This is a genomic window from Chryseobacterium paridis (assembly GCF_016595215.1).
Lineage (GTDB): Bacteria > Bacteroidota > Bacteroidia > Flavobacteriales > Weeksellaceae > Chryseobacterium > Chryseobacterium paridis.
Window position 1 is genome coordinate 275,171 of the sequence record NZ_JAENHK010000001.1, and the last position, 12,730, is coordinate 287,900.

The 12,730-nt window shown below is 34.5% G+C and carries 9 protein-coding genes; 1 reads left to right on the top strand and 8 read right to left on the bottom strand.

All coding sequences use genetic code 11. The features are described 5' to 3' along the window. Nucleotides 1-153 precede the first annotated feature (153 nt). The 8 genes from JHL15_RS01300 to JHL15_RS01335 all read right to left on the bottom strand — a co-directional run bounded on the left by JHL15_RS01300 (nt 154) and on the right by JHL15_RS01335 (nt 11,266). On the bottom strand, nt 154-2,112 hold the full coding sequence (locus tag JHL15_RS01300) for a heavy metal translocating P-type ATPase (protein ID WP_200241751.1): 1,959 nt from the start codon (nt 2,110-2,112) through the stop codon (nt 154-156). Nucleotides 2,113-2,156: 44 nt separating this feature from the next. Next, the gene (locus tag JHL15_RS01305; protein WP_200241754.1) at nt 2,157-2,576 is read right to left on the bottom strand and encodes a Fur family transcriptional regulator; all 420 of its coding nucleotides are present in this window, start codon (nt 2,574-2,576) and stop codon (nt 2,157-2,159) included. A 15-nt stretch (nt 2,577-2,591) separates the two neighbouring features. After that, complete coding sequence (locus JHL15_RS01310) at nt 2,592-3,488, bottom strand: cation diffusion facilitator family transporter (RefSeq protein WP_200243716.1); 897 nt, start codon at nt 3,486-3,488, stop codon at nt 2,592-2,594. 23 nt (nt 3,489-3,511) lie between these two features. After that, nucleotides 3,512-4,384, bottom strand: coding sequence for a bestrophin family protein (locus tag JHL15_RS01315; protein ID WP_200241756.1), 873 nt, complete (start codon nt 4,382-4,384; stop codon nt 3,512-3,514). A 30-nt stretch (nt 4,385-4,414) separates the two neighbouring features. Then, nucleotides 4,415-5,155, bottom strand: coding sequence for a methyltransferase family protein (locus tag JHL15_RS01320; protein ID WP_200241759.1), 741 nt, complete (start codon nt 5,153-5,155; stop codon nt 4,415-4,417). Between the two features lie 40 nt (nt 5,156-5,195). Then, complete coding sequence (locus tag JHL15_RS01325) at nt 5,196-6,443, bottom strand: efflux RND transporter periplasmic adaptor subunit (protein WP_200241762.1); 1,248 nt, start codon at nt 6,441-6,443, stop codon at nt 5,196-5,198. A 1-nt stretch (nt 6,444) separates the two neighbouring features. Then, complete coding sequence (locus JHL15_RS01330; protein WP_200241764.1) at nt 6,445-10,803, bottom strand: CusA/CzcA family heavy metal efflux RND transporter; 4,359 nt, start codon at nt 10,801-10,803, stop codon at nt 6,445-6,447. Nucleotides 10,804-10,942: 139 nt separating this feature from the next. After that, entirely contained in the window at nt 10,943-11,266 is a 324-nt protein-coding gene (locus JHL15_RS01335) for a DUF6660 family protein (protein ID WP_200241765.1), read from the bottom strand. A gap of 151 nt (nt 11,267-11,417) precedes the next feature. On the opposite strand from JHL15_RS01335, the gene JHL15_RS01340 reads away from it, so the two are divergent. Then, the gene (locus tag JHL15_RS01340; protein WP_200241766.1) at nt 11,418-12,644 is read left to right on the top strand and encodes a protein O-mannosyl-transferase family; all 1,227 of its coding nucleotides are present in this window, start codon (nt 11,418-11,420) and stop codon (nt 12,642-12,644) included. The last annotated feature ends 86 nt before the right edge of the window (nt 12,645-12,730 follow it).

The window sequence follows — 12,730 nt, forward strand, 5'->3', positions numbered from 1 at the left end:
ACTCAAAATTTTCTTATGCCTAATTTATGATGAAAGTCATTCATAATTTTCGCAAAACAAAAAGCTCTACCGGATTTCAGTAGAGCTTCAATATAATTGAGTTAAATGTGAATATGCACATTATTAATATTTGATATTTTCAGGCACAAGGATTTAAAATTTCATCCGTTGGATTCTTACTGCATTAAGAATAGCAATTAGAGAAACTCCTACATCAGCAAATACAGCTTCCCACATTGTTGCTAAACCACCAGCACCAAGAATTAAAACAATTCCTTTAACTACAAATGCCAAGACAATGTTTTGCCAAACGATCTGCTTAGTCTTTCTCCCAATATTGATAGCCATTGGAATTTTACTAGGCATATCATCCTGAATTACTACATCGGCAGTTTCAATTGTTGCATCACTTCCCAATCCTCCCATCGCAATTCCCACGTCACTCAAAGCAACCACAGGAGCATCATTCACACCATCTCCAACAAATGCTACCGTTTCATTTTTAGCTTTGATCTCTTTTACTTTATTCACTTTATCTTCTGGAAGCAAATCTCCATAAGCATTCTGAATTCCTAAAGCATCTGCAACATATTTTACCACTGATGTTTTATCTCCACTAAGCATGGTTGTTTTTATATTTAATGCTTTTAATTTATTGATCGTCAATTGCGCATCTGTCTTAATAGTATCTGCAATCGTAAGATATCCTACAAATGTATTATCATAAGCAACCGCAATCAAAGTATATACTATATTATCAGGATTGATATCATACTTGATATTGAATTTATCCATCAGCTTAAAATTTCCAACTAACAATTCTTTTCCATTAATTGTCGCTTTTAAACCATGCCCTGCAATTTCTTCCACATTATCCATTGGAATGGTATGGTCTATTTCACCCACATATTCATGAATAGCAGTTGCGACCGGGTGAGTACTCTGGCTTTCTAAAAGATTGACCAGTTTAAGGATTTCATTTTTATCAAATCCGGATTTAAAATCTACTTCCTGAACTTTGAAAACCCCTTCAGTCATGGTACCGGTTTTGTCCATTACCACATTCTGAATTGCGGCAAGTGAATCTAAGAAATTACTTCCTTTAAATAAGATTCCATTTCGGCTTCCAGCTCCAATCCCTCCGAAATATCCTAATGGGATAGAGATAACTAGAGCACAAGGACAAGAAATCACGAGGAATACTAAGGCTCTGTATAACCAATCTTTAAATTGATAATCAGCTACAAAAAAGTAAGGCAATAAAGCAATTCCTATAGCAAGAAAAACTACTATCGGAGTATATACTTTTGCAAATTTTCTAATGAATAATTCTGTAGGGGCTTTTTGTGCAGTTGCATTTTGAACCAATTCCAAAATTTTACTCAGCTTACTATCCTGATAAGCAGTGGTTACTTTAACCTGGCTGACAGTATTGAGATTGATCATTCCTGCCAGAACAGTTTCTCCTTTTGCCTTCGTATCAGGTTTACTTTCTCCTGTAAGTGCTGCCGTATTAAAAGATGCAGATTCTGATAGTAATTCCCCATCCAAACCTAATTTTTCACCAGATTTTAATTGAATAATTGCTCCAATTTCTACCTTTTCGGCTTTTACTGTTTGAGGCTGCCCGTCTTTTATAATGGTAACCTCATCAGGGCGCTGATCGAGTAATGATTTAATATTGCTTTTTGCTCTTGTAACAGCCAGTGTTTGGAATACTTCTCCAACAGCATAAAATAGCATTACTGCTACCCCTTCCGGATATTGGGCAATAACGAATGCACCAATCGTTGCAATTCCCATTAAAAAGAACTCTGAAAACACATCACCTTTAATGATGCTTTCGTAAGCTTCTCTTAATACAGGAAGTCCAACAGGAATATATGCTGCCGAATACCAGACAATGCGAACCCATCCGGTAAACCATTCTGTTTTTATATAATTATCCAGAGCTACTCCTATCATTAGCAGAACAAAAGAGATAACTGCAGGGAGAAATAATTGAAAAGTAGTTTTATCTGATGTATCGTGAGAATGCCCATGATCATGTCCATCTCCTTCGAAGTGGTCTGTCTTTTTTTCCTGAGGCTTTGTATTACAGCATTTTTCCATAACTTATAATTTTCAACAAAATTAATTTTAAAACAGTTGCAATACTATTGCAAACTTTCCAGGCAGTTTTCACAAATTCCTTTTGCAAAGAGCCTTATTTCATCTATTCTGAAATTGGTCTTAATATTTTCAGGGAAGGAAATATCCTCTTTACATGTAGTTTGCTTACACATTTTACAATAAAAATGCAGGTGCCAGTCTTTATGGGTCTTTTCATCACATCCGTCATCACAAAGCTTGTACTTGGTTGTTGTATTTTCCTGTATGCTATGAACAATCCCCTTTTCTTCAAAGGTTTTTAAAGTCCGGTAAATTGTTGTTCTGTCTGCATTGTCAAAATAGTTCTCAATTTCAGATAGGGACAGAGCCATTTCCTGAGAGCTCAAAAAATCATATACCAAAATCCGCATACTTGTTGGCTTGGTATTCTTATCTATCAGTTTATCTTCTATCTCTTTTTTCATTTCTATTATTTTTAATTAAGAATGTACAATCCCTTCTTTGTATCCTTCATCTTCAATCTGAAAAGTGGTATGAGTGATTTTAAAATTGTTCATTGTCTCGTTTGTTAATTTTTCTAACAACTGATTCGTGGTATTACTACTATCCTTAACAACATGAGCACTCATTGCATTAACACCTGATGTAAGAGACCACACGTGAAGGTCATGCAGTTCTACTACCCCAGGTATTTTCTCCAATGATTGGCGTAGCTGATCAATATCTACATCTTTAGGTGTGCTTTCTAGTAAAACATCAATTGCTTCTTTTAAAAGACGCCATGTTCTCGGAAAGATGAGAAGTCCTATTGCTGCAGAGATCAATGGATCGGCATAATACCAATTGGTGGTAAGCATAATTATACCGGCAATCATTACCCCCACAGAAGTAAGCATATCTGAAAGGACTTCAAAATAGGCACCTTTCATATTGAGACTCGCCTCAGAATCTTTTCTGAGAATCATCATCCCCACAACATTTACAAGAAGTCCGATACCCGCTACGATCAGCATTGATTTACTTTGAACCTCCGGAGGATTCTGAAACCTTTGATATGCTTCATATAAAACATATAAGGAGATACCAAGTAATACAACTGCGTTGATAACAGCAGCCAGTATTTCTGTACGATAATATCCAAATGTCTTTTTAGTATTGGCTTTTCTCTCACCTATTTTTATAGCAATAAACGCCAGAAGCAAGCCTACCACATCTGTTAGCATATGCGCAGCATCCGCAAGCAAGGCAAGACTATTCGTGAGAATTCCTCCAATAACCTCAGCAATAAGATAAGTCCCACTTAATGATAATACAATCAAAAGGTTTTTCTTATGTTTACTGGCGGCTGAAGTAGGTTGTGTGTTTTTTTCGTTCATCATTTCAGAATTGTTATGTTATATTACATTTCGTAGTATAAAGGATTTTCCTTCTTCATGGGAACATTTTGTTCTCCTATCATTTGTCTTATATTTATTTCTATGGTCTGTGCCAGAAAAGTCATAGGTGTATCAACAGGTGAATTTTCAAAAGGGTCCTGCATGATGATAGAAGTTCTTTCTATAGCAATAAACATGGTAGGTACAAGAATAGTGATTACAATCTCAACCATCAATTGGTTGTCATCCAAACCAAATGGTAAGATGGCTGCAAAAACATAGATCAAGATGTGAACAAGAATACTGTATGATCTGGGAAAAACTGTATTTTTCAGTCTCTCACATTTTCCCATACTGTCACAAAGTTTAGTAATTGCATCATTCAGCTGTAATTGCTGAAATTCTGAGATCAATTTTGCAGTAGCAGCTTCCTTCACCTGTCGGGAATGTTCATCTAACAATGCATTAGGAATATTCATTGCTTGAATTCCATGGGTATTTATATATTCTTGTACCCGATTAGAAAAGGGTAGTTTTCTTAAAGACTCTCCCAATGCATATGTCCAGACAATTTGCCTTTCAGCCAATTCTCTTGCTTCTTTCTCTGGTAAAAATTGCATGGCCAATCTAGTCACTGTTCGGGAATCATTTACAATAGCTCCCCAGACAATCCTTGCTTCCCACCATCTTTCATAAGATTGAGAAGTTCGGAATGCTAATAGCAAAGACACCGCAGTTCCTACCAGTGCAGGTACATTCAGTGGAAGTGATATTTTACGAAATCCTGGTAATAAATCCAAAAGTCCTATGCAAATCGCAAATACACAAATGAAAAGGATCTGGGATTTTATTTCATTGATGAAATACCAAATGGATAATCTTTTGTTTAATAACATAATTATTTTGTTTAATTAAGTTCTAATTCTTTATGACCTATCGCTCTCTAAAATTCTCGTATTCATTTTTAGCACTTTTAATACAATGTAAATAATCATTGTTAGAAGAGTCCCTGAAATGAAAAACAAATTATGATCAGAGTGATTTCCGATCCACTCCTTGGTTAAATCAAACAACATGAAAATCAGAAACATTGCAAAAAGCCCATTCTTTTCCTTCTTTAATACCTTTTTTATACTAAAAGACATATCGTTCTTCGAAAACAACCCTAAGTTAGGGATAAAAACCGGTACTTTAGATGCCCAATTTCTATATTTTTCACCAAATTTTCTTTCTAAAAACTGTTCCTCAGCATAAATAATCCTTTCGTAATAAATCCAATAAAAAAGAACAAAAGAAATCACAAACCACAAGTTCTCCGTAAACATTGCAAGTCCTAACCACATAAAGAAGTTCCCTAAATATAAAGGGTTTCTTACAACACTGTACATTCCTGTTGTATTGAGTGTATCAGCGACCTGTCCTTCTGAGGTATTTCTTCCTGAGGTGTTTTTAGGTGTATATCCAACTGTATATACCCTAATCCCTAGCCCTATAACACTTACTAATAAGCAAGCAAATTCATAGAGTATAATACAACTGGTCGCTTCTTCTTTTAAATTGTTTTGAATAGAAACTACTAAACCGACAAGCAAAATACCAATCGGCAAAGTACTTCTATATCTAAACAACCAGTTTCCCTGTTTTTCAAGTTCTTCCTTTAAAACCATCTTATGATTTTTCTATTTGTGTGTTTTTTATTGAGATGATTTATTCGTCGTGTTCACCACCATTGGTCAATTTAGCATTAACAAAAAATGCACTTTTTACTACAATCTTAGCATTCGGCTCAATATTACCAACAGGAGTTATTGCAGTATATCCCATATCTGAAGATCCTTTTACAACTTCTATTTTCTCAAAATTAATTGTTTTAACTTCTTTTTTAGTTTTCACTTCTTTGGATGGTTCTTCATCATGATCCTCCTCTGGCTTTTTATCAGTCTGTACAAAAACATAAAATTTCCCGTCTGCTTCTACTATAGCTTCATTTGGAATCGCTGGAGTTGTACTCTTGTCAAGGCTTACAATTCCTGTAATATTCATACCATCTATTAATCCTGATTTATTTCCGGTAACAGTACAATGTATAGAGATTGTTTTACTTTCGTTTTCAAAAGAAGAACCTATACTATACACTTTTGCATCATATTCTGCTTCAGGATTATTTGTCAATTTAAAATGAACGATTTGCCCCACTCTCATTTTTGGAAGATCTTTTTCAAAAACCTGTAAATCTAAATGTATAGATTGATTATCAATAATTTCCGCAACAGGAGAAGAGACATTTACATAACTCCCTATTTGCGCAGCTATACTACTGATCGTCCCACTAATAGGCGCCGTTATCACAAGGCCTGATCTCATATTTGCATTATTTACACTTCCCGGATTAATTCCCATCATTTGAAGCTGTCTCAATAAGGATGATTTTCTGGTCCTTAATGTTCTTAATTCCGAATCTGAACTTTGAAGATTTTTCTTTGCGCCGGCATCATTATCGAAAAGCTCTCTCTGTCTTCTATATTCTTGCTCTGCATACGTAATTCTGCTGTTCGTGGTAAGATAATCTTCCTGAAGCTGGATAAATTCAGGATTTGTGATGGTTGCAATTACTTGTCCTTTGCTTACAATACTTCCTACCTGAACATTCAGTGTTTTAATAATCCCACCGTATAAAGAAGTTACTGTTGCTTTGTTATTATTTGGAACACTTAATAAACCATTGGCTTTAATGGTCGAAGTCAGTTCTTTCATTTCAATGGTACCCAATGTAACTCCTACAGCTTTTATCTGTTCTTCAGTAAGTGCTGCGATCGTTTGAGGGGCATCTGCGGGTTTCTCAGCTTTTTGTTCTGTTTTCCCCGCAGCACTCTCAGTTACCTCTTTCTTTTCACCACAACTAATGGCTATTAAAGAAAGGAATGTAAAATATATGATGATGTGTTTTTTTCTCATTTTATTTATTAATTATTGAATTAATGGTAACTACAGATTGATTGACCTGTTGAATTGATTCCAGATATTTTAATTGAATGTTAGTGGCAGTTTGTAAGGCAAATAGATATTCCACATAGGTAATTTCTCCCGTTTTATATCCCAACTGAGCTGCCTTTACAATTTTATTGGCATTAGGGATTGCCTGTCCTATATAATAACTATACTGTTGTGTATCTTGCTGATACTGCGTGATCGCATTTTCCAACTGTGTGGCAAGTTGATTCTTTTGATATCTCGCATTGGTCTCCGCTACCTGTTTCTGATATTCCAATGATTTAATTCTTGCCTTTGTAGCTCCAAAAGTCAATGGAATTGCAATACCAAGAGTTACAGAGCTGAAACGGTTCCCTGAGTTATAAAATACCTCCTGTCCATTTTTTGGATACAATCCCATCAGTGATTGATTGGTATATCCAACACTGAATTCCGGAAGTCCTTGTGATTTTTCAACATTTTTATTTCTTTCTGCAATTTCCATTTCCTGATAAAAAGCCTTTATAGTAGGATTGTTATCCAGTACTTTTGTATCAAGAATATTTTCAGCTTTTAAGGGTTCATACTTGTCATTAAATGGAATTTCAAAATCTTCAGATACATTTAAAAGAGTCTTCAGATTTTTATAAGCATTATTTAGATACACCTGATTTTGATTCAATAAAAGACTGATTTCTCCTTTTTGTGTTTCAGCTGTACTAATTTCTATTTTCTTAATATCTCCTGCTTTATATCTTACGGTTGCAATTCGGATAAAATCCTGATATAGACTATCCAGGTTTGCAAGCTGCGATTTATTATACTGTAGATATTCTATTTGATAGTAATATGACCGTACCTGTTTTACCAGCTCATTTATAGAAATCTCTTTATCAATCTGTTTACTTTTTATGGTTTCAGCAATTAATTCTTTCCTGGCTTTAAATATTGTAGGAAAAGGAATACTTTGTGAAATAGCAAATGACTGATCAAATCTAGGACTATTGTATTGCCCCAACTGAGCATCAAAAGCAAGTTTCGGAAGCTCAGTTGCTGTAGGTTTTAAAGCCTCGGCAGACTGAATACTGAGGTCCTTCGACTTCAGGGATAAATTATTATCTACTGCTGTTGAAACCGCCTGTTCTATGGAAAGTGTTTTAGATTGGGCATTTAATGTTTGGCCTAACATTAAGAATCCAAAAATAATTATTGTAGCTAATGGCTTCACTTTTATCTTCCTTAATGGAATTTTCGTGTTGAAAATAATATATAACATTGGTAACACAAACAGCGTTAAAAATGTCGCAGTAATTAATCCTCCAATGACTACTGTTGCCAAAGGCTTTTGAACTTCTGCTCCCGCTCCTGTTGATATTGCCATTGGTAAAAATCCTAAGGATGCTACAGTAGCCGTCATCAATACAGGACGAAGTCTTGTTTTTGTTCCTTCCATTACTCTTTTTAGAATATTGGTTTCCCCTTCTTTTTCTAATTCATTAAAAGTACCTATCAAAACAATTCCATTTAGAACTGCAACCCCGAATAAAGCTATGAATCCAATTCCAGCACTGATACTGAATGGCATTCCTCTTAAAAGAAGGGCAAATATTCCTCCTATTGCACTCATTGGAATCGCTGTAAAGATTAGAGCAGCCTGTTTAAATGAATTAAAGGTGAAGTACAACAGCATGAAAATCAAAAACAAAGATATAGGTACTGCAATGGTAAGACGCTGACTTGCCTCTTGCAGATTTTCAAACTGTCCTCCATAGGTAAAGTAATATCCTGCTGGTAATTTTATCTGTTTTTCAAGTTTAACCTGAATATCTTTTACGACACTTTCAACATCACGGCCTTTTACATTGAATCCGATTACAATTCTTCGTTTTCCTTGTTCACGGCTGATTTGTGCAGGCCCTAATTTATAACTAACATTAGCAACCTGAGAGAGAGGAATCTGTGCTCCTGTGTTGGTTGTGATCATCAAATTATTGACATCATCAATATTGGTTCTGTTAAGGCTATCCAATCGAACGACCAAATCAAAACGTCTTTCATTCTCAAAGACTTGCCCAGTACTTTTTCCAGCAAAAGCTGTACTTAAAGCATTGTTTACGTCTTCAATATTTAATCCATAATTCGCTATTCTTGTTCTGTCATACACAACATTAATCTGTGGAAGACCACTTACCCTCTCGATTTGTGGGGCCGTTGCTCCATCTACCGTTTGAATGACTTTACCCACTTTGTCTGCATAAATTGAAAGAGAATCAAGATTTTCTCCAAAAATTTTAACTGCTACATCCTGTCTGATCCCCGTCATCAATTCGTTAAAACGCATTTGTATTGGCTGGTTCTTCTCAAAGAATACTCCAGGAATTGATTCTAGTTTTTCACTGATCTCATCAGCTAGTTCTGTATAGGATTTTTTAGTTTTCCATTCGCTTTGTGGTTTTAAAACGACGATCATATCAGTGGCTTCAGGTGGCATTGGATCCGTTGGTACTTCTGCAGAACCTGTTTTTCCAACTACCATTTTTACCTCATCAAATTGTTTGATAATTCTTGAAGCCTGCATAGAAGTCTCAAGACTTTGGCTTAGAGAACTTCCTTGTGGCAAAATACAGTGGAAAGCATAATCTCCCTCCTGTAGTTGCGGAATGAATTCTCCACCCATACCTTTAAATATAAAAGCAGCCACAACGAAAATGAAAATTGTTATAGAGACAATCATGTATTTTAATTTAATGGCTTTTTGTAGCAACGGCTGATAAATACGTTGCAAAAAGTCCATTATTTTATCACTGATTGTTTTTTTATTTTTAATGTTTTTCGAAAGGAACAATGCACTTACCATTGGAATATAGGTCACTGATAAAATTGTTGCTCCAATAATTGCAAATCCTACTGTTTTTGCCATTGGAGTAAACATTTTCCCTTCTACTCCTGCTAATGTCAGAATAGGAATGTATACAATTAAAATAATGACCTGTCCAAATATGGCACTGTTCATCATTTTGGATGCAGCTGTTCCTACTTCCTGATCCATCTGGATTTGAGTAAGCCGTCCCTTACTTTTATGATTCAATATATGTAATGTCGACTCTACAATGATAACAGCTCCATCTACAATTAACCCGAAGTCAATTGCTCCTAAACTCATTAGATTGGCACTCACTCCAAATACATTCATCATCCCTAATGCGAATAATAACGAAAGTGGAATTGCTGATGCTACAATAAGTCCAGCTCTAAGATTCCCGAGAAAAATAACAAGTACGAAGATGACAATTAATGCTCCTTCCACTAAGTTTTTTTCTACTGTTTTCATTGCTCTTCCCACCAAATCTGTTCTATCCAGAAATGGTTCAATAACAACATCATCAGGAAGAGATTTCTGAATAGTGGGTATTTTAGCTTTAATATTGCCAACTACTTCATTACTGTTTGCTCCCTTCAGCATCATTACAACACCCCCTACTGCATCTACTTTTCCGTTAAAGGTCATTGCACCATATCGAACAGCACTTCCAAAACGCACATCTGCAACATCTTTTATGAAAATAGGAACGCTTCCTGTTTCATTTTTTACCGCTATGTTTTTAACATCATCTAAAGATGTTACCATACCAATTCCACGAATAAAATATGCATTCGGTTTTTTATCTATATAGGCACCACCCGTATTCTGGTTGTTTTTTTCTAAGGCTGTAAAAATATCTGTGATGCTCACTCCCATTCCTTTAAGACGGTTGGGATTGATCGCCACTTCATATTGCTTCAATTCTCCACCAAAACTGTTAACCTCCGCAACTCCCGGAGTCCCGTTGAGCTGTCTTCGGACTATCCAATCCTGCATTGTACGCAGTTCCTTGGCATTATATTTTTTCTCACTTCCTTTTTTCGGGTGAAGGATATATTGATATACTTCTCCCAGCCCGGTACTTACCGGAGCTAATTCCGGCGTTCCCACCCCCTTCGGGATTTCTTCCACAGCTTGTTTCAGCTTTTCACTAATCAGCTGTCGGGCAAAATAAACATCTACATCTTCTTTAAAAACTACGGTAATAACCGAAAGTCCAAATCTTGAGATACTTCTTGTATCCTCAATTCCAGGAACATTAGCAATGCTCTGTTCAATAGGAAAAGTAACTAACTGCTCTACTTCCTGTCCTGCCAGCGTAGGGCATACAGTAATAATCTGCACCTGATTATTGGTAATATCAGGCACTGCATCTATGGGTAGTTTGGTAGCACTCCAGACTCCCCAGATAATCAACAACAAGGTCATAATACCTACAATGAACTTGTTTTTGATACTGAATTTTATGATTTTATCTAACACAAATAAGATTTATTTTATTGAAAATATGTACATCTGACAATATAAATGTCAGGTGCAAAAATATCATGAAGATCTCTGCAATGGAATTGCAAAGTTTCACCTAGGGTTAGAAAGGGTTACTTTCTAATATTCAATAAAATTAAATTTTAGGGGGCTGCCAGATGTTTTCGTAAACCTGATAGGCAAAATCATTTTTGTGGAAAAGGATCTTTTTTGAAAAGTAAGATTGAATTTGTTTTGGAATGTTTATCTGAGGTTCCATTTTAAAAGCTGCAACGGTCATCTGACAACAATTGCAAACACATAAGGGAGAACAAATATCACCTCGATCCTTTGAATGAGACTCTTCAATATTTAATGAGAAGCCAGCTTTAGAAGAACTCAATTGTTTATGCACATCTTCACATGGCATCAGAGACAATGCCACAAAATACAATGCTAAAATCAATCTTAAGAAGTTCATTTTGACAAAGGTAGAATTTTTTTATTAAAAAAATATTAAATCCATATACAACTATCTATTCGGAGGATAGTTATTTTTCATTCTTTTTCAATTCTAGTGAAGTTTCATTAATTTTACATCTGAAAACATATAATGATTAGTGTCTCGAAATATGAACAAGAAATATACTCTCCAATTACTTTCCAGCATTTTATTTTTACTGATTATATATATATTCTCAGTCGCAAAGGATCCTTCTTTGGGAGACAGTATAGTATTTACTGTACAGGGATATAATGGATTTGAATTTGACTCAAATGCAACCAATCATCTGTTATTTTCTAATGTTTTGGCATTTCTTCATAAAATACTTCCCTTTATCAATGTTCATTTTCTTTTTGTTGGAGTAAGTATAATTTGTAGTTTATTATTTTTATTCTATCTAAAAAAATTATTAGAAATCGTGGGAGTCTCTCCTAGATCATCTCTGATCTGTATTTTATTGTTGGGGTTATCATTTACCTTTTGGAGGCAATCTATTATAACAGAGGTTTATACATTTTATTTGTTATTCGTTGCTCTTTTTCTGATCAACTTATTTAAATTTATTCAGGATAAAAGACCAAAATATTTTTATTATTTATCATTTTTCTTTGGTCTCCTTTTCTTAATCCATATTCAATCAATTCTTTTTATTCCTATATATTTTTATTTTCTTTTTAAAAATTTCAAGCATTTAAAAAAGCATTGCATTTATGGGATATGGATTGTATTCTTTCTATGTTCTATTTTGTTGATTCCTCCTTTTTTAGGTCATCATACATTTGGTGCTATCCTAAGTAATCCCGACTATACAGATTCTGTTTTTAATTTAGATATAAAAATTATTTTAAAAAGCATTGTAAAGAACTCAGGCATTTTGATTTATAACTTTTTGTATTTCATTATATTCTTGTTTTGGGGACTACGAAATAAAAAGTTTCTTGACTACATTGCAATAGGAGCTTTACCATTTTTTGCTTTCTGTATTAAGCACAATGTGTCAGACATTCATGTTTTTCATTTAGTACCTTATATTTTCATTTTAATCTTCATTGGAAGAGGTTTAGATTATTTCCCTAAATTATACATACTTCTTCCTATACTACTCCCCTTTTTCTACTTTCTTACTTTTAAAGTCATAGAGAAAACTTCAATAGGACAGCAGATTGAAAAAGAAAAAGGGTATAAAGGAGGTACACGGTATATGTTATTTCCACCTTTAAATAAAAATCCAGATCTAAACTATTTTATTCTTAAGTACAAAGAAGACTCTTTATACAGAGACCCTGCTTTAAAAAGCTTATATCCAGATGTTATAAAATGGGAGAGTATTAAAGATGAATATATGAGAAAATAAATCACATTTAAAAAATACAACATGAATTAAGATTTACTAAAAACTCACCTGAAAAAGATAACTAGATTATAATCAAACAAATGTCC

What these genes read in the sequence shown, in the direction of transcription:
- JHL15_RS01300 (WP_200241751.1), bottom strand. Translation starts at nt 2,112, where the DNA reads ATGGAAAAATGCTGTAATACAAAGCCTCAGGAAAAAAAGACAGACCAC.
- JHL15_RS01305 (WP_200241754.1), bottom strand. Translation starts at nt 2,576, where the DNA reads ATGAAAAAAGAGATAGAAGATAAACTGATAGATAAGAATACCAAGCCA.
- JHL15_RS01310 (WP_200243716.1), bottom strand. Translation starts at nt 3,488, where the DNA reads ATGAACGAAAAAAACACACAACCTACTTCAGCCGCCAGTAAACATAAG.
- JHL15_RS01315 (WP_200241756.1), bottom strand. Translation starts at nt 4,384, where the DNA reads ATGTTATTAAACAAAAGATTATCCATTTGGTATTTCATCAATGAAATA.
- JHL15_RS01320 (WP_200241759.1), bottom strand. Translation starts at nt 5,155, where the DNA reads ATGGTTTTAAAGGAAGAACTTGAAAAACAGGGAAACTGGTTGTTTAGA.
- JHL15_RS01325 (WP_200241762.1), bottom strand. Translation starts at nt 6,443, where the DNA reads ATGAGAAAAAAACACATCATCATATATTTTACATTCCTTTCTTTAATA.
- JHL15_RS01335 (WP_200241765.1), bottom strand. Translation starts at nt 11,266, where the DNA reads ATGAACTTCTTAAGATTGATTTTAGCATTGTATTTTGTGGCATTGTCT.
- JHL15_RS01340 (WP_200241766.1), top strand. Translation starts at nt 11,418, where the DNA reads ATGAACAAGAAATATACTCTCCAATTACTTTCCAGCATTTTATTTTTA.